This is a genomic window from Streptomyces sp. UC4497, assembly GCF_054871485.1.
The window spans coordinates 141,222-157,756 of the sequence record NZ_JBTYHB010000004.1 but is presented as its reverse complement, the minus strand read 5'-3'; the positions used below and the strand labels follow the sequence as shown (position 1 = coordinate 157,756).

General features: G+C 69.1%; 15 protein-coding genes. 6 read left to right on the top strand and 9 right to left on the bottom strand.

What is annotated here, in order from left to right:
* Positions 1-19 precede the first annotated feature (19 nt).
* Both ACYSUO_RS07935 and ACYSUO_RS07930 read right to left on the bottom strand, forming a co-directional pair.
* A complete protein-coding gene (locus ACYSUO_RS07935) occupies positions 20-355 on the bottom strand; it encodes a hypothetical protein (protein WP_461775320.1) in 336 nt (111 codons plus the stop codon).
* Positions 356-375: 20 nt separating this feature from the next.
* Positions 376-1,635, bottom strand: coding sequence for an aromatic ring-hydroxylating oxygenase subunit alpha (locus ACYSUO_RS07930; RefSeq protein WP_461775319.1), 1,260 nt, complete (start codon positions 1,633-1,635; stop codon positions 376-378).
* Between the two features lie 163 nt (positions 1,636-1,798).
* Between ACYSUO_RS07930 and ACYSUO_RS07925 the strand changes: the two genes are divergently transcribed.
* Positions 1,799-2,701, top strand: a complete 903-nt coding sequence (locus ACYSUO_RS07925; protein WP_461775318.1) for an LLM class F420-dependent oxidoreductase — start codon at positions 1,799-1,801, stop codon at positions 2,699-2,701.
* Between the two features lie 71 nt (positions 2,702-2,772).
* On the opposite strand, the gene ACYSUO_RS07920 is transcribed toward ACYSUO_RS07925, so the two are convergent.
* The 5 genes from ACYSUO_RS07920 to ACYSUO_RS07900 form a co-directional block, all read right to left on the bottom strand.
* A complete protein-coding gene (locus ACYSUO_RS07920) occupies positions 2,773-3,954 on the bottom strand; it encodes an acyl-CoA dehydrogenase family protein (protein ID WP_461775317.1) in 1,182 nt (393 codons plus the stop codon).
* Entirely contained in the window at positions 3,938-4,945 is a 1,008-nt protein-coding gene (locus ACYSUO_RS07915; RefSeq protein ID WP_461775316.1) for an acyl-CoA dehydrogenase family protein, read from the bottom strand. The genes ACYSUO_RS07920 and ACYSUO_RS07915 overlap by 17 nt, the downstream gene beginning before the upstream one ends.
* 20 nt (positions 4,946-4,965) lie before the next feature.
* Complete coding sequence (locus ACYSUO_RS07910; RefSeq protein WP_461775315.1) at positions 4,966-6,144, bottom strand: amidohydrolase family protein; 1,179 nt, start codon at positions 6,142-6,144, stop codon at positions 4,966-4,968.
* Positions 6,145-6,184: 40 nt separating this feature from the next.
* A complete protein-coding gene (locus ACYSUO_RS07905; RefSeq protein WP_461775314.1) occupies positions 6,185-6,976 on the bottom strand; it encodes an enoyl-CoA hydratase in 792 nt (263 codons plus the stop codon).
* 99 nt (positions 6,977-7,075) lie between these two features.
* A complete protein-coding gene (locus tag ACYSUO_RS07900; protein WP_461775313.1) occupies positions 7,076-7,723 on the bottom strand; it encodes a TetR/AcrR family transcriptional regulator in 648 nt (215 codons plus the stop codon).
* A 111-nt stretch (positions 7,724-7,834) separates the two neighbouring features.
* On the opposite strand from ACYSUO_RS07900, the gene ACYSUO_RS07895 reads away from it, so the two are divergent.
* The 5 genes from ACYSUO_RS07895 (at position 7,835) to ACYSUO_RS07875 (ending at position 14,126) form a co-directional block, all read left to right on the top strand.
* Positions 7,835-9,199, top strand: coding sequence for a long-chain-fatty-acid--protein ligase (locus ACYSUO_RS07895; RefSeq protein ID WP_461775312.1), 1,365 nt, complete (start codon positions 7,835-7,837; stop codon positions 9,197-9,199).
* A complete protein-coding gene (locus ACYSUO_RS07890) occupies positions 9,196-10,605 on the top strand; it encodes an acyl-CoA reductase (RefSeq protein WP_461775311.1) in 1,410 nt (469 codons plus the stop codon). The genes ACYSUO_RS07895 and ACYSUO_RS07890 overlap by 4 nt, the downstream gene beginning before the upstream one ends.
* A gap of 96 nt (positions 10,606-10,701) precedes the next feature.
* Positions 10,702-12,465: an aldehyde dehydrogenase family protein gene (locus ACYSUO_RS07885; RefSeq protein WP_461775310.1), complete on the top strand. Its 1,764-nt coding sequence runs from the start codon at positions 10,702-10,704 to the stop codon at positions 12,463-12,465.
* Positions 12,466-12,528: 63 nt separating this feature from the next.
* Positions 12,529-13,365 (top strand): TauD/TfdA dioxygenase family protein, encoded by an 837-nt coding sequence (locus ACYSUO_RS07880; protein WP_461775309.1) that lies wholly within the window; start codon positions 12,529-12,531, stop codon positions 13,363-13,365.
* Positions 13,362-14,126 carry an SDR family NAD(P)-dependent oxidoreductase gene (locus ACYSUO_RS07875; RefSeq protein ID WP_461775308.1) on the top strand — a complete coding sequence of 255 codons (765 nt, stop codon included), beginning with the start codon at positions 13,362-13,364 and terminating at the stop codon, positions 14,124-14,126. Before ACYSUO_RS07880 ends, ACYSUO_RS07875 begins: the two co-directional genes overlap by 4 nt.
* 2 nt (positions 14,127-14,128) lie before the next feature.
* On the opposite strand, the gene ACYSUO_RS07870 is transcribed toward ACYSUO_RS07875, so the two are convergent.
* Positions 14,129-14,950 carry an SDR family NAD(P)-dependent oxidoreductase gene (locus ACYSUO_RS07870; RefSeq protein ID WP_461775307.1) on the bottom strand — a complete coding sequence of 274 codons (822 nt, stop codon included), beginning with the start codon at positions 14,948-14,950 and terminating at the stop codon, positions 14,129-14,131.
* Positions 14,950-16,518, bottom strand: coding sequence for an acyl-CoA synthetase (locus ACYSUO_RS07865; protein WP_461775306.1), 1,569 nt, complete (start codon positions 16,516-16,518; stop codon positions 14,950-14,952). Before ACYSUO_RS07865 ends, ACYSUO_RS07870 begins: the two co-directional genes overlap by 1 nt.
* Between the last annotated feature and the right edge of the window lie 17 nt (positions 16,519-16,535).

Genomic DNA, 16,535 nt, shown 5'->3' with positions numbered 1-16,535 from the left:
GGTCGACAACGGCGGCCGGTCAGACGGCGGGTTCGACGACGGCGTCGATGCTGGAGGGACCCGAGTCGGGGACCCTGGCCTGGCGCCACGCCTCGACCGGGAACGCGACGGTCACCAGCGCGCAGAAAGCCCACAGCAGCCGCTTGTCCTGCTCCGATATGTCGTCGAGGAAGATGCCCTCCAGGTATTCCTTGTTGGCCTGGAGCAGCGGGAACGCCACGTTGTAGAAGGCGTCCAGCTCGTCCATGGTGCTGGCGAGCCGCTTCGCGTAGCGGGCCTTCTCGCCCTGGACGGACCAGTCGGCGAAGGGCTCCAGGGCCTCGAAGCCGGCGGGAAAGACATTGGCGTGCGCCATGATGCGGTTTCCTCCTGGGGTCAGCCCTGGTACTCGTCGACGTAGGCACGCGCGGACTGGTGCAAGTGCCGCAGCAACACCTCCTGGTCGTTGAGCGGGAAGGTGTCGACGGTGCGGGACTCGAGCATGGTCTGTGTGGCTTCGAGGGTGTTGCCGTCCTGCAGTCCGTACTCCTTGAACGACACCGCGGCCAGCTCCTGCTGGAGCCGCTGGAAGCCGTTCTTCGGCGGCACGAAGTAGCAGGTGCCCTCGAAGATGTGGGTGTTGTACGAGGTCGGCCAGTAGTGGTACGTGAGCACCCAGTTGGGCCGCCAGATCAGCAGCATGAAGTTCGGAAAGAACACGAACGAGTCCATGCCCCACCGCTTGTCGCGGGTCGGGTTGATGGCCGGCGGCAGGTCTTCGGTCTCCATGCCGATCTCCGGCGCGTCCCACGGCCCGAACAGGCCGCTCTCCAGGGCGGCCTCGATGGGCTTGACCATCTTCCTGTCGTGCGGCGGTGCGATGCCGCCCCAGGAGGAGACCATGCTGTGCGGGCCGTCGATGTCGTAGTGCAGCCCTTCGTACCCGTACTTCTGGATCTTGCGGGCCTCGTCCGCCATGTACTGGCCGGAATGCAGGATCGGCGCGTGGTAGAACTCGGCGAACGCGTCGATGAACAGCTTCCAGTTGGAGCCGATCTCCGCGCGGTACTTGTGCACCTGCGTGAGCTTGTGGAACGGGTAGCCCTCGATGCCCTTGGCGAAATCGCCGAGGTACTCGCGCAGCGGCGTCGTGTTGTCGGGGTCCAGATTGACGAAGATGAACCCCTCCCAGACCTCCGTGTGCACGGTCTTGAGTCCGTACTCGGACTTGTCGAGGTCGAAGAACTCGCCCTCCTGCTGCACGAAGGCGAGCTTGCCCTCCAGGTCGTAGCGCCAGGCGTGGTACTTGCAGGTGAACTGGCGGCAGACGCCGCTGGTCTCCTCCTTCGGGAAGTCGTTCCACACCAGCTTGTTGCCGCGGTGGCGGCAGACGTTGTGGAAGGCGCGGATCTCGTCGTCGGTGCCCCGCGCGACGATCACCGAGGTGCGGGCCGCGTCCAGCTCCTTGGTGAAGTAGCTTCCCTTGCGCGGGAGTTGCTCCACCCGGCCGACGTTGAGCCAGGTCCTGCGGAAGATCGCGTCCCGCTCGAGCTCGTAGTGCTCGGGCGAGATCGAATCCTCATAGCTGACCGGCTCCGTGCCGATCTTCAAGTGCTCGGTCCAGCTGCCCTCGGCGGGCTTCCTGAAATGCGGCATGGGGTCCGACCCTCCAGTCCGACTGCACCACTGGCGTCCACTGACGTTCGACGGCGCACGAAATCCCTGGATAACCTCGATCTCTCGATATGAGAACGGTATTCTCTCAACTGATCGTGCGTCAAGCGGCTCGCGTGAGCCGCACCGACCGGGAGGATGCGACATGCGATTTCTCTTTCACTACCCGGAGGTCCACGGGCCTGACGGCGACCTGCTGGACGCGGGCCCCCTGACCGAAGTCGCCTGCGCAGCAGAGGAGTTCGGGTTCTCCGGGCTCTCCTTCAGTGAGCATCCGGCCCCCGGTGCGCGCTGGCTGAAGCACGGTGGACACCAGACGCTCGATCCGTTCGTGGCGCTCTCCCACGCCGCGGCCGTCACCAGCCGACTGCGGTTGCTCACGTATCTGGCCGTCGCCCCGTACCGCAATCCGTTACTGCTGGCCAAGCAGGCGGCGACTCTGGACCGGCTCTCCGGCGGGCGGCTCATCCTGGGCCTCGGCGCCGGGTATCTGAAGGGCGAGTTCCACGCCCTGGGCGTCGACTTCGACGAGCGCAACGCGCTGTTCGACGAGGTCCTCGACGTACTGCCGCTGCACTGGAGCGGCGAGCCGTTCAGCTATGAGGGCCGGCACTTCAACGTCCGCGACGTACAGTCCCTGCCCCGGCCGACACAGCGGCCGATCCCGGTGTGGATCGGCGGCAACTCACGGCTGAGCCGGCGCCGGGCCGCCGAACGCGCACAGGGCTGGATGCCGATGTCCGGCGGCGCCGAACTGAGCGCGACGGCCCGGACGCCCCCGCTCGGCCCGCTGACCGAACTCACTGGCTCGATCGGTGAGTTGCGCGAGTCCGCAGCTGCCGTCGGGCGCGGCGACAGCGTCGACGTACTGCACTCGTACCACGACGACGGCCTCATCGAGCCGGCCCTGGACGCGGACCGGCACAGGGAGGCGTTCGCCGCGCTGGAGAAGGCCGGGGTGACCTGGACGGTCGTGTCCTGCCCGCATCGCTCGGCGGCGGCGACGCTGGAGTTCCTGGAGGCCTTCGGCACGACGTACGCGGACTGAGGAGACTCGTCCGGCCTCAGCGCGTCGGGAGGGGCGCCCTGACTTGCAGGGCGCCCCTCCCTGTACGTTCCTCAGCCGCGCGGCAGTCCGAGCACGCGCTGGGCGATGATGCCGCGCTGGATCTCGGACGTGCCGCCCGCGATGGTGCCGCCGAAGCTGCGGGCATAGCGGTGGAACCAGCTGGCGAAGGCGTCGTCGAAGCTCATGTGGCTGTACGGCGCGCTGTTCGTGCCGTGGATGAGGCCGTCAGGGCCGGCCGCGTCCAGGGCGCGCTCCAGCGCTTTCTGCGAGGCCTCGGAGCCGAGAACCTTCAGGACGGACAGCGCCGGGACGTCCGTCTCGCCGCGGGCGGCGCGCGCCAGGGCGGCCTGGCCGAGCAGGGTCAGCGCCTGCCGGTCCATGGCCAGGGTCGCGTACCAGTCCTTGTCCAGCGCGGTGGTGGGGCGGAAGTCGCGCAGCAGGTCGCTCATGCGCTCGGCGTCGCCCAGCCACATCAGCGTGCGCTCGTGGCCGAGCGAGCCGTTGGCCACCCGCCAGCCCTCGTGGAGCGGGCCGACGAGGTTCTCGGCGGGCACCCGCACGCCCTCGAAGAAGACCTCGTTGAAGTCCTTGTCCTCAGGCCCCGTGAAGGAGGCAAAGGGGCGGCGGGTCACGCCGGGTGTGTCGGTGGGGATCAGCAGCACGCTGATCCCCTTGTGCTTGGGGGCGTCGGGGTCGGTGCGCACGAAGGTGAGCAGCACGTCGGCGTCGTGGGCGCCGGAGGTCCACACCTTCTGCCCGTCGACCGTGAAGTACGTCCCGTCGGAGGACAGTTGGGCCCGGGTGCGCAGGGAGGCGAGGTCGGACCCGGCGCCGGGTTCGCTCATCCCGAGTGCCGCGGTGATCTCGGCCCGCAGGATGGGGACGGCCCAGCGGTGCTTCTGCTCGTCGGTGCCGAAGGAGAGCAGGGAGGCGGCGATGATGCCGACCCCTTGCGGGTTGAAGCTGTGGTAGATCCGGCGCCGGCTGAGCTCCTCCAGGTGCACGTACCGCTGCACCACGGTGGCGTTCCGGCCGCCGAATTCGGGCGGGTTGCCGGGCAGCAGCCAGCCCGCGTCGAACTGGGTGCGCTGCCAGCGTCGCGCCCACTCCGGTATGTGCGCGCTGGAGCGGGAGCGTTCGGTGGCCTCGGCCTCGGTGGGCAGGTTCGCCTCCAGGAACGCCACGAATTCGGCGCGGAAGGCCTCGGTCTCGTCCTCAAAGCTGATGCGCATGGCCGTCCCCCACGATGTCGGCAATCACGGCGCGGTGTTCGGCGGCGCCGCCGAGCAGCAGTTCGCCCGCCTTGGCACGCTTGAGCGCGAACTGCAGATCGTTCTCCCAGGTGTTTCCCATCGCGCCGAACAGCTGGACGCCGTGCCGGAACACCAGGGCCTGGCACTCCCCCGCCGATGCCTTGGCCATCGCGGCGGCGAGACGGCGGCGCGGGTGGTCGGCTGCGATGGTCATCATCGCGAAGTAGGCGAGCGCGCGGGCCCGTTCGATCGCCACGTGCATGTCGGCGGCCTTGTGCTGGACGGCCTGGAAGGAGCCGATCGGGGCGCCGAACTGGTTGCGGTCTCGCACGTGCTCCAGGGTCAGCTCGAGGATGCGGCGACTGGCGCCGACCGTCGTCATCGCAAGTCCGGCGAGCGCGAGATGCCGGGCGCGCTCCGGATCGGCGCCGCTGCGGTCTCCCTCGCCGACCCGCACCCCTTCGAAAGTCACGTCGCCGACGTGCAGGAGCGGGTCGAAGACATGCAGCGGCGCGACAGCCACCGCCTCGGCCGGCACCACGAAGACACCGGCGTCGGTGACGACCGCGAGCCGTTCAGCCCGTTCCGCGTCGAGCACGTGGCGGGCGGTGCCGTCGAGGACCCAGCCGGCTCCGTCGGCGCGGGCCGCCACTCCGGAGTACGCGGCGGCGCCGGGGGTACCGTCACCGGCCGCCGCCGGGGCCAGCGGCGCGAACTGCGTCATGGTCGCCAGGTAAGGAGTCGGATCGACGGCGTGGCCCAACTCCTGCAGCACGATGCCGAGTTCGACCGCGTCGGAAGGGTCGACGAACTCGGTCCACCCCATTTTTCGGTAGGTCCGCCACAGTGGTGCGGGGTCGGCGCCGGCGTCCGCGACGGACCGGACGAACGTCGCCGTGCACTCCTTGGAGACGGCGTCGCGAACGGTCCGCTGCCACAGCCGTTGATCCGAGTCGAACTCGAAGAGCATCTCGGCCTCCCTGCCGGTTGTCACACCTTCAGCAGTCGGGCCAGGTTCCCGCCCATGATCTTCGCCTGGCGTTCCTGGTCCATGCCCGCCAGCGCGTCCACATAGCTGGTGGGCTCGGCGAGGCCCTCCGGGTGCGGGTAGTCGGAGCCGAAGAGCACCTTGTCCTCGCCGATGAGGTCGGCCAGCTCCCCGAGGTCCTCCTCCCAGAACGGACTGACGTGGATGTTCCGCCTGACCGCCTCGACGGGGTCGCCACCGAAGCCCTCGGGGGCCTTCTTGTAGACGTCGGCCAGGTTCTGCAACAGCGGCGCCACCCAGCTCGAACCGTTCTCGATCACGGCGATCTTCAGTTCGGGGAAGCGGAACAGGGCGCCGTGGCACACCCAGGAGGCCACGGCATCCTGCACGGGCCGCCACTGGTCCATCATCCGGAAGACATTGGTCTTGAACGGCAGCATCTCGCCGCCCGCGCCCTCCCAGTCGCTCTGGTACCTGGAGTAGCCGCTGTCGGACGAGTGCATCGTGACAAGGATGTCGTGCTCGACCACGCGCTTCCAGAACGGGTCGAACTCGGGCAGCGCGAAGGACCGCGAGCCGCGGAAGCCCGGCACCGGCGCGGGCCTCACCAGGATCGCCTTCGCGCCGCGCTCCACACACCAGTCGAGTTCCTCAATGGCCTTGTCGACGATGGGCAGGCTGATGACCGGGACCGTGAAGATGCGGTCGTGGTAGTTGAACGACCAGACCTCGTCGAGCCACTGGTTGAGCGCGTGCACCACGGCGTGGATCAGCTCGGGATCGTCCCGCATGCGCTCCTCGACGAGGCTGGCCAGCGTGGGGAACATCAGCGTGCGATCGATGCCCAGCTCGTCCATCAGCTTCATGCGCGGCCCCGGCTCACGGAAGGCGGGCACCGAGCGCATCGCTTCACCGAAGATCTCCCGGCGGCTCTTGCCCTCGGGGTTGCCGTGCCGGAAGTAGTCCTCCATGGCGCCGGGGCGCGCGACCACATCGAAAGTGGGATTGGGGATGTACTCGCTGATCTGACCGCGCACCGCGATCTTGGTGCGGCCGTTCACCTGCACATACTGGATCGCGCCCCGGTACCGGTCCGGCAGGTACTTGGTCAGCGTCTCCTCGGTTTCGTACAGATGGTTGTCCGCGTCGAACAGGGGGTACGGCAGCGTGCGCGAAGCCATGGGCTCTCCCTACCTGTGCGGCTTCAGGTCCTGGGCTCACTCAGGACTGTTTGATGTGCTTCTTCATGTCGTCGAGGCGGGTCAGGATCGGATAGCCGTCCACGCTGATCGCGTTGCCGTGGCCGGTCTGGTGGATGTCGAACGCCGCCTGCAGCGCCGAGTGGAAGCCCTGCACGTCGAGCGTCTGGTTCACCGCCCGCTTGGCCTGCCGCAGGCCGAACGCCGGCATCAGCGCGATCTGCTCCGCCAACTCGCGGGTCCGCTCGTCCAGTTCGGCGAGCGGCACCACCTTGTTCACCATGCCGACGCGCTCGGCCTCGTCCGCCGTCAGCGCCCGTCCGGTGAACAGGATCTCCTTCGCCTTGCGCGCCCCCAGCTCCCATGTGTGGCCGTGGTATTCGACCCCGCTGATCCCCATCCGCACCACGGGGTCCGAGAACTCGGCGTTCTCCGCCGCCACGATCAGATCGCACGGCCAGCACAGCATCAGTCCCGCCGCGATGCACTTGCCCTGCACCGCCGCGATCGACGGTTTCGGCACGTTGCGCCACCGCAGCGAGTAGCCGAGGTAGCGGTGGCACTCGAGGCCGTAGATGTGCTCCAGGGTGATCTTGTCGGGGGTGTGCGAGTCACCCTTGAGGTCATGACCCGCGGAGAAGTGCTTGCCGTTGGCGCGCAGCACGATGACACGTACGTCGTCGTCCTCGGCAGCCCGGGTCCATGCGGCGTCGAGGTCGTCGAGCAGGCTCATCGACTGGGCGTTCGCGGCCTCGGGGCGGTTCAGCGTGATGACAGCGATGCCGTCCTTCGCCTCGTACAGGATCTGATCCATGCGGCGGCTCCTTCTCGCCGGGCGTCGCACCCGACGTCGCGCCGCGAGAATAACATTCTCACTCCATGGAAGTAAGCCTCCCAGTCCGGCGTCGCCGCCCTATCGCGGACGCAGGCCGTCGAGCAGCAGCCGCACCGCGAAGCCGACCTTCTCGTCGAGCTCCTGCCGCGAGGGTGCGAGACCACCCACGATGGCGCGCACCGGCCCGCCCACCACCATGCTCATGAACGCCGACGCGGCGTGATCGACGCTGGTGGGGGCGATTTCGCCCGCGTCGACGGCCCGTTGGAGCACAGCGGCCACGTGGTCGATCAGCGGTTTCGTGCTCTGTTCGACGTACGCGGTGAAGATCTCCGGGAAGCGATGGCTCTCGGCGTTGATGAGGTGCTGCAGGCGCAGTCCGTGCGGTGCGGCGATCTGGCAGATACGGAGCCGCGCGATGGCCTCCAGGCTGGCACCCAACTCGCCCCGGTCCAGCTCGTCGAGCACGCTTTGCGGGACGATCTGCCGCTCGATGGCGCGCTGGATCGCCGTGCGGAACAGGGCCGTCTTGTCCGCGTGGCGGGCGTAGATGGTGCGCTTGGTCATGCTGACGCGTGCGGCGATCATCTCGATGGTCGTCACCTCGAAGCCGTGCTCCAGGAACAGGTCGAGGGCGGCGTCGAGCAACTCCTGATGCCGGGCCTCGGCCTGTTCGCGGGTGGGGCGCCCGGCCCGGACGCGGGGCGGGGCGGTCTTGTCCGTCATGGCGTTCTCTCCCGCTCTGCCTCTTGTGCCCGAGCACCGAACCATGCAAATGATACGGGCGAGTTGCTATTCACCGCAGAGTGTTCCCCGTGACCTCGAAGGGTGTTCCCCGTGACCTCAGCAACCGCAACGCAGAAGCTGACAGCGCTCGTTGACACCTCCGACCGCTTCGCCCACTCCGCTCGTGACCTGCGATCGACACAGCTCGCGGCCCTGGATGAACGGTTCCAGGACCGCAAGGGCCGCATCAAACTCCTGGGCCACCGGGCCAGGGAGGCGGACATCACCGAGATCCGTGGGCTGCCGGACGTGGTACCGCTGTTGTTCCCGCACAGCGTCTACAAGAGCTACCCCGAGAGCTTCCTCACGCAGGGGCGCTGGGACCGGCTTGCGAAGTGGCTCGGCACCGTTTCACCGCACCCGATCACTCCGGTCGACGCCTCGGACCTCGACGGCACCGACCGGATCGACGAGTGGATCGCCCGGCTCGGCGAGCACGGCCACCATGTCTCCTGCTCCAGTGGCACCACCGGCAAGTCGGCGATGCTGCTCGCCACAGAACGCGACATGGACTGGTCCCGCAAGGACACCGTGGGGGTGTTCTCGTGGGGCTCGGGTGTCCGGCCGGGCCGCGACCGGCGGATGATCGGCATCGCGCCGACGGCCGCCGTGCCCAAGAACATGGTGATCGCGGAGGCGCAGGAGCGGGCGTTCGGCGACCCCGCCAAACCACGGTTCCGGCTGCCGCTGCCACCGATCACCGTGGGCTCACTGACCCGCACCGTCCTGCTCCGCAGGAAGATCGCCGAGGGCGCCGCGCGCCCCGAGGAGCTCGCCGAGTTCGAGCGCGATGCCGCACAGCGCCAGGAGGCGTTTGAGAAGGCGATGACGACGGCCGCCGAGACGCTGATCGAGCACCGCGCGGAGAAGCTCTACATCTCCGGGATGTGGAACGCGCTGTACCAGGTGGCACGGATGGTGCGGAACCTGGGCTACTCGGGCAAGGACTTCGATCCGGACAACTGCCTGTATGTGGGCGGCGGCCTCAAACGCGCACAACTCCCCTCGGACTACCAGCAGTTCGTGCACGACACTTTCGGCATCCCGGCCGCGCGGAACTTCCAGAACTACTCCATGCAGGAACTGAACTCCGGTATGCCCAAGTGCCGCGCGGGCGACCGGTATCACGTGCCGCCGTGGGTGGCACCTTTCGTGCTCGACGAATCCGGCGAGCACCTACTGCCGCAGGCGAGCGGGGAGGTCGAGGGGCGGGCCGCCTTCTTCGACCTCTCGCTCGACGGCCGCTGGGGCGGTGTCATCACCGGCGACCGGGTCTCCCTCACTCTCGACCCGTGCGCCTGCGGGGCCGCGAGCCCCTCGATCCGCAACGACATCATGCGCTACGCAGACCTCGCGGGCGACGACAAGATCGGCTGCGCGGGCACCGTGGACGCGTATGTGCGAGGTGTGTCGTGACGACCAACGGGACCCGCTCCCCGTCCGCCGTCGCCGCACCGTTCTTCCTGCGGGGCCGGCTGTACGAGGGCCAGGACGTCACCCACCGTTCGCGCGACCTCGGCGTCACCTTCACCACCCCCACCCTGGACCTGGACCGGGCGGTGCAGCCCCGCGGCGAGGTACCGCCCCTGCTCGACGTGCCGCTGGCCGAGATCATCGACTTCCTCGTGGAGACGGGGCACCGGCTACGGGCCGACGACAACCCGTTCGTCGCCGACTGCCTCGACCGGATGTCCGTCACCCACCCGCTGCCCCGCACGGTCCTGGCGGAACAGGTCAAACACGCCTCCGCATATCTCGACGCCCGGTTGCTGCGCCGGGTCGTGGAGGAGAACTTCCCCGACCCGGCGGCGCTGGACACATGGGTGCCGAAGGAGGACTTCACCGGCCGGAGGAGCTACGTACGGGCCTTCGCGCCACGCCTCATCCATGTCCTGCCGGGCAATTCGCCGGGCGTCGCGGTGAAGTCCATCGCACAGGGAGCCCTGGTCAAGGCCGTCAATCTGTTCAAGATGTCGTCCAGCGACCCGTTCACCACCGTCGCGATCCTGCGCACCATGGCGGAACTCGATCCGGCGCATCCCGTGGTGGCCTCGATGTCGGCGGCGTACTGGCGCGGCGGGGACGAGCCCGTGGAGCGGATCCTGTACCGCCCGCAGTACTTCGACAAGATCGTGGCCTGGGGCGGCGGCGACGCCATCAACAACGTCGTCAAGTACCTCGGTCCCGGACTCCAGTTGGTGTCGTTCGACCCCAAGACGTCGATCTCGATGATCGGCAGGGAGGCATTCGGCACCGACGAGGCACTGGAGCGGGCCGCCGGGCTCGCCGCCTGCGACGTGATGGTGCTCGGCCAGGAGGCGTGTGTCGCCAGCCGGTTCCTGTACGTGGAGGCCGGCCGCGCCGACGCGGACCGCTTCTGCGTGCGCCTGCACGCGCACATCACCGCACAGGCCGCGGCCTCCGGCGACACCCGGCCGCTCGACATGGAGCTGCGCGAACGGATCGAGGCGCTGCGGATGCTCGACGACGAGTTCCGCGTGTGGGGCCGGGCCGACGGGAGCGGCGTGGTGATCCGGTCGGACGAGCCGGTGGACTTCCATCCAATCAACAAGGTCGCGAACGTCGTGCGCGTCGACTCCCTCGACGACGCGCTGTGCGGCGTCACGGTCGCCACGCAGACGGTCGGCTTCCACCCGTTCCACCGGATGGCCGACTACCGGGACCGGCTCGCCAGTTGCGGCGCACAGCGGGTGGTGCGCCTCGGCGAGGCGGGTCCGAGCACCATCGGGGCCCCGCACGACGCGATGTATCCGCTGCATCGCTTCGTGCACTGGATGGTGCACGAGGACGGTACGCGGTAGGCGGTGGGCGTTGCCCGCCACTTCCGAGAACATTGTTCTCCTGAAGAGGAAATGCAGATACCATCCAAGCGCCCTTGTTTCCGCGAAGGAGCCGCCATGGCCAAGTACGTCCTGCACGTAGAGTCCCGGCCCGCGAGCGAGGAGGCCGTGGAGGCGTTCAACCGCTGGTACGACGAGGTCCACATTCCCGAGGTGGTGGCGCTCGACGGCTTCGTGTCCGCCGTGCGCTACACGCCACGGGAGACCGGCGGACCGTACATCACCCACTACGAGATAGAGGGCGATCCGCAGCAGGCGGTGAAGAACGTGACCGCGGCGGCGGCCGACGGCCGCCTGCACATGTCGGACGTGATGAGCATGGAGCCGACTCCCCGCATGCGCATCCTGAAGGTCGCCACGGAGTACCCGGAACACCTTCTTGCCACGCGACGCCAGCTCGTCGACGGACAACTCGTCGGCGCCGAAACCGTGTTCACCTCACTCAACCCGGCCACCGGCGACGTGCTCGGCCACGCCCCGGAGGCCACCGACGAGCAGGCGCGGCAGGCCGTGGCCGCCGCCCGCCGCGCCTTCGACACCACGGACTGGGCCACCGACCCGGAGCTGCGCCACCGATGCCTCGACCAGTTGCACCACGCGCTCGTCGAACACCGTGAGGAACTAAGGGAGTTGACGATCGCGGACGCCGGTTCGCCGCGCATGCTCACGTACGCCGCGCAGCTGGACGAGCCGATCGAGCTGGTGCGGTACTACGCCGACCTGGTCAAGACTCATTCGTTCGTCGACGACATGGGTGTGGTCGAGTACCAGGGGCAGCAGCACCACCGCTGGGTGGAGTGGGAGGCCGGCGGGGTCGCCGCCGCCATCGTCCCGTACAACTATCCCAACCAACTGGCCCTGGCCAAGCTGGCCCCCGCGCTCGCGGCCGGCTGCACGATCGTCCTCAAGGGCGCTCCCGACACTCCCCTGGTCACCCTGGCCCTCGGAGAACTCATCGCCGAGCACACCGACATTCCCGCGGGTGTCGTCAACGTCCTTTCCTCGTCCCGGTCCTCGGTCGGCGAGGTGCTCACCACGCACCCCGATGTGGACCTGGTGACGTTCACCGGGGCGAGCCCGACCGGACGCCGGATCATGGCGGCGGCCAGCGACACGGTCAAGCGGGTCTTCCTCGAACTGGGCGGGAAATCCGCGCTGGTCGTTCTCGACGACGCCGACTTCAAGGGCGCCGCCACCTACGCGGCGTACATGATCTGTCTGCACTCCGGTCAGGCCTGCGCGATCACCTCGCGAATGCTGGTGCCGCGCCGCCACCACGACGCGATCGTCGAGCAGGTGGCCCGCCGCATGGAACGGGTGCGGGTCGGCGACCCGAACGACCCCAAGACGTACATGGGCCCCCTCATCAGCGAAGGGCAGCGCGACAAGGTCGACGGCATGGTGCGACGGGCCGTCACCGACGGCGCCACCCTGGTGACCGGCGGCAAGAGGATCGATCCGGGCTACTTCTACGCGCCGACACTCCTCGCCAACGTCGACCCGGACAGTGAGATCGCCCAGGAGGAGGTGTTCGGCCCCGTCCTCGCGGTGATCCCGTACGACGACGATGACGACGCGGTGCGCATCGCGAACAACTCCATCTACGGCCTTTCCGGCGCCGTGCACAGCGCCGACCGGGAGCGCGCGCTCGCGGTGGCGCGGCGCATCCGTACTGGCACGTTCAGCATCAACGGCGGCAACTACTTCTTCTCCGACACCCCGTTCGGCGGCTACAAGCAGTCCGGCATCGGGCGCGAGAAGGGCGTGGCGGGCCTGGAGGAGTTCATGGAACGCAAGACCTTCGGCGAGGCGGTGGGCTGAGCCGGTGCGGCCTGAGGCCGCCGACCCGCTTCGTTCCAGGACCCGAGAACCGAGAGGGGTTCGATGAGTATCAGTGTCACGGAGCTGACTCCGACGACCGGGGTGCAGATCACCGGCCTGTCGGGGCACCGTCTGGTGGACAAGGCGGTGGCCGAGGAATGCCGCGAGGCACTCGACCGCCGCGGCGTCGTGGTCTACCGCGAGGCGGACCTGAGCGATGCCGACCTGGTCGCCTTCAGCCGGCTCCTCGGCCGGGTCGTGCCGCTGCCGAACGGCGGCGTGCCCGAACACCCCGAGGTGCAGGCCATCACCCGCGACCCGTCGAAGAGCCGACTCGCCGCGTACCGCGAGGCCACGTTCTACTGGCACATCGACGGCACGACCAGCGAAGTACCGGACAAGGCAACGCTGTTGACCGCCCGACGGGTGGATGGAGGCGGGGGCGGAGACACCGAGTTCGCCAACACCTACGCCGCGTACGAGGCTCTGTCCGAGGCGGAGCGGGCCGAGCTGGACGGCGTCCGGGTCGTGCACAGCTTCACCGCCTCGCAGCTGCACGTCACCCCGAATCCGACGCCGAAGGAGCGCGCGGCCTGGGACCGCAACCCGGCCCGCGAGCACCCGCTGGTGTGGACGCACGAGGACGGTCGCAGGTCGATGCTCATCGGCACGACCGCGGGCGAGATCGTCGGGAGGGCACAGGAGGAGGGGAGGGCGCTCCTCGACCGCCTCCTCAGCTGGACGGCGCAGCCGCGCTTCACGCTGCGCCACCAGTGGCACCAGGGCGACCTGGTGATCTGGGACAACACCGGAATGCTGCACCGGGCACTGCCGTACGAGCAGTCCTCGTCGCGGCTGATGCACCGCACGTCATTGGCGGGCGAGGAGGCGATCGCATGAGCGGCACGACACAGCGGCGTACTGCACTGGTGACCGGCGGGGGGTCCGGCATCGGGCGGGCCATCGCGCTGCGGATGGCGGCGGACGGGTTCGCGACGGCCGTCCTGGACCTCAACAAGGAGGCCGCCGAGGCGGTGGCCGAGGAGGCACGGGCGGCGGGCCACGAGGCGATGGCGGTCGGCGGCGTCGATGTCTCCGACCGGACGCAGGTGGACGCGGCGGTCGAGCAGATCCGCGGCGCGTACGGGCCCGTGCTCGTACTCGTCAACAACGCGGGGAAGACGGGCTTCAAGGAGTTCCTGAAGATCACGGACGAGGCCTGGGACACGATCATGGCCGTGAATCTCAGTGGCCCGTTCTATCTGTGCCAGGCCACGATCCCGCACATGATCGACGCGGGGTGGGGCCGCATCGTCAACATCTCGTCGTCCAGCGCGCATTCGGGCCAGCAGTACATGACGCACTACGTGGCGTCGAAGTCGGGGCTCATCGGCCTGACGAAGTCCTTGGCCCTGGAGTTCGGGCCGAAGGGCATCACGGTGAACACCATCCCGCCCGGCTTCGTGGACACGCCGATGCTGCGCGGCTCGGAGCAGCGGGGTCTGCTGGGCCACTCGGTGGAGGACATCGCGAAGGCGACGCCGGTACGGCGGGCCGGACGCCCCGAGGACATCGCGGCGGCCTGCTCGTTCCTGGTGTCCGAGGAGGCCGGTTACGTCACCGGGCAGATCATCGGCGTCAACGGCGGGCGCAACACCTGAGGTCAGAGGCCGGGGACGTGGTTCGACCAGCCCGTCCCCGGCCAGTTGAACCAGCCCGACGACGCGAGCGTGCCGCCGTCCGGATGGAGCGTCGTGCCCGTGACGTACGACGAGAGGGCGGAAGCCAGGAAGACGACGCAGCCCGAGACGTCCTCGGGGCGCCCCGCGCGTCCCATCGGTATGGCCGCGGAGATGCCCGCCGGGGTGGGCCCGTCCTGGCCCAGAGCCGCGAGGCTCGGGGTGGGTACGTAGTCCGGTGCGACGTTGTTGACGCGGATACCGTCGGGTGCGAGTTCGACCGCGAGGGTGCGGGCGAACTGTTCCACCGCGGCCTTCGCCGCCGCGTACACGGCGAAGCCGGGGGCGGCGCGATGGGCCTCGATCGTCGACACGTTGACGATGCTGCCGCCCCGTCCGCCGGCCCGGATCCGCGGTACGGCCAGCGAGCAGGCGTGCAGGACGTGGGAGAGGTTGGTGCGGATCAGGGCGTCCCAGCCGCGCGGGCGGGTCTCGGTGAACGGGGCGCGGAAGGTGCCGCCGACGACGTTGACGAGGGTGTCGAGGCGGCCCCACCGTGCGTCGACGGCCTCGAACAGGGCCTGCAGCGCGGCCTCTTCGCGTACGTCTCCGATCTGTACGAGAGTGTCGTGCCCCGCGTCCCGCAAGGCCTGGACGGCCTCTTCGTCGCGGTCGAGGACGGCCGTGCGGACGCCGTTGGCGGCCAGGTCGTGCACGATCGCGCTCCCGAGGCCGCCGGCGCCGCCCGTGATCACGGCGACGGTCGCGGCCAGCCGCGCCCTGCCGCCGAACCAGTCGTCCGACATCAGATCACCCTCGAGTCGTGGCCCTGCCAGTAGCGCTCGCGCAGGCGCCGTTTGTAGAGCTTTCCGTTGGGGTCGCGGGGCAGCTCGTCGGTGAAGTCGACGGTGCGCGGACACTTGTACGCGGCCAGCTCCGCGCGGCAGCGGGCGATCAGGTCGGCCGCCAACTCCCGTCCCACCAAAGCGTCTTCGGCCGGTTGCACGATCGCCTTGACCGCCTCCCCCATCTCCGGATCCGGTACGCCGATGACCGCGACGTCGGTCACCGCCGGGTGTCCGGCCAGGACGTTCTCGGCCTCCTGCGGGTAGATGTTCACACCCCCGGAGATGATCATGTGGGCGCGGCGGTCGGTGAGGTAGAGGTAGCCGTCCTCGTCGAGGCGGCCGATGTCGCCGAGGGTCCGCCAGCCGTGCGCGTCGGTGACCGAGGCCGTCTTCTCCGGGTCGTTGTGGTACGCGAAGGGGCGTCCGCCCTCGAAGTAGACGACGCCCTCGTGTCCGGGCGCCAGTTCCGCGCCCGTAGCGTCGTCGACGATGTGGCACGCGGTGGCCGGCTTTCCGACGGAGCCGGGATGGTTGAGCCACTCCTCGGCGGTGATGGCGGTGTTGCCGATGTCCTCGGTGCCCGCGTAGTACTCGTGGACGATCGGCCCCCACCAGTCGATCATCTGCCGCTTCACGGGGACCGGGCAGGGAGCGCCGGAGTGCACGACGACGCGCAGGCTCGACAGGTCGTGACGCTCGCGTTCCTCGTACGGCAGGCGCAGCATGCGGACGAACATCGTAGGCACGAACTGGGCCTGCGTGACGCGGTGTTGTCCGATCAGCTCCAGGCAGCGACGCGGGTCGAAGCTGTCCATCAGGACGACAGGGACGCCGAGGCGCTGCATGGACATCGAGTAGACGAGCGGCGCCGAGTGGTAGAGCGGGGCGGGGCTGAGGAACACGTCGCCGAGGCGGAGTCCTCCGCCGTTGGCAGCGATACCGCGGGCGATGAGCGCGGGCGCGGCGGTGGGGTCACCGAAGGGAGCATCGGGGAGTTCCTTGCGCACTCCCTTGGGCCGCCCGGTGGTGCCGGACGAGTAGAGCATCTCGCGGCCCTCGCACTCCTCGACCTCCGGCAGCGGTGCGTGCGCTGCGGCCGTCTCGTCGAGCGGGTCCCATCCCCTGAGGACACCGACCGCGCACAGCTGTACGGGGATCCGGGTCAGGTCGAGGCCCGCGACCACCTCGGCCATCCGCTCGGAGGCGATGAGCGCGCGGGCGCCGCAGTCGTCGAGGACGTACTGGGCTTCGGCCGGGTGGAGATGACTGTTGAGGGCGGTGTAGCGCAGGCCCGAGCGCTGGGCGGCCCAGGCCACGACAAGGAAGGCCGGGTGGTTCTCCATCAGCAGGGCGATACTGTCACCGCGCTTCAGCCCTCGGGCGCGGAGTGCGGTGGCCAGACGCGCGGACCGGTCGTCGAGTTCGGCGAAGGTGAGGCGGGTGTCCCCCGTAGGGCCGCCGGGCATGATGACGGCCGGTGCGTCGGGTGTGCGGTGTGCGTGGGTGCGCGGGGTGAGCGGCTCCATGACCCTTCCCCTCAGCA

What these genes read in the sequence shown, in the direction of transcription:
- ACYSUO_RS07880 (WP_461775309.1), top strand. Translation starts at nt 12,529, where the DNA reads ATGAGTATCAGTGTCACGGAGCTGACTCCGACGACCGGGGTGCAGATC.
- ACYSUO_RS07910 (WP_461775315.1), bottom strand. Translation starts at nt 6,144, where the DNA reads ATGGCTTCGCGCACGCTGCCGTACCCCCTGTTCGACGCGGACAACCAT.
- ACYSUO_RS07875 (WP_461775308.1), top strand. Translation starts at nt 13,362, where the DNA reads ATGAGCGGCACGACACAGCGGCGTACTGCACTGGTGACCGGCGGGGGG.
- ACYSUO_RS07885 (WP_461775310.1), top strand. Translation starts at nt 10,702, where the DNA reads ATGGCCAAGTACGTCCTGCACGTAGAGTCCCGGCCCGCGAGCGAGGAG.
- ACYSUO_RS07920 (WP_461775317.1), bottom strand. Translation starts at nt 3,954, where the DNA reads ATGCGCATCAGCTTTGAGGACGAGACCGAGGCCTTCCGCGCCGAATTC.
- ACYSUO_RS07865 (WP_461775306.1), bottom strand. Translation starts at nt 16,518, where the DNA reads ATGGAGCCGCTCACCCCGCGCACCCACGCACACCGCACACCCGACGCA.
- ACYSUO_RS07935 (WP_461775320.1), bottom strand. Translation starts at nt 355, where the DNA reads ATGGCGCACGCCAATGTCTTTCCCGCCGGCTTCGAGGCCCTGGAGCCC.
- ACYSUO_RS07900 (WP_461775313.1), bottom strand. Translation starts at nt 7,723, where the DNA reads ATGACGGACAAGACCGCCCCGCCCCGCGTCCGGGCCGGGCGCCCCACC.
- ACYSUO_RS07925 (WP_461775318.1), top strand. Translation starts at nt 1,799, where the DNA reads ATGCGATTTCTCTTTCACTACCCGGAGGTCCACGGGCCTGACGGCGAC.
- ACYSUO_RS07905 (WP_461775314.1), bottom strand. Translation starts at nt 6,976, where the DNA reads ATGGATCAGATCCTGTACGAGGCGAAGGACGGCATCGCTGTCATCACG.
- ACYSUO_RS07915 (WP_461775316.1), bottom strand. Translation starts at nt 4,945, where the DNA reads ATGCTCTTCGAGTTCGACTCGGATCAACGGCTGTGGCAGCGGACCGTT.
- ACYSUO_RS07870 (WP_461775307.1), bottom strand. Translation starts at nt 14,950, where the DNA reads ATGTCGGACGACTGGTTCGGCGGCAGGGCGCGGCTGGCCGCGACCGTC.
- ACYSUO_RS07930 (WP_461775319.1), bottom strand. Translation starts at nt 1,635, where the DNA reads ATGCCGCATTTCAGGAAGCCCGCCGAGGGCAGCTGGACCGAGCACTTG.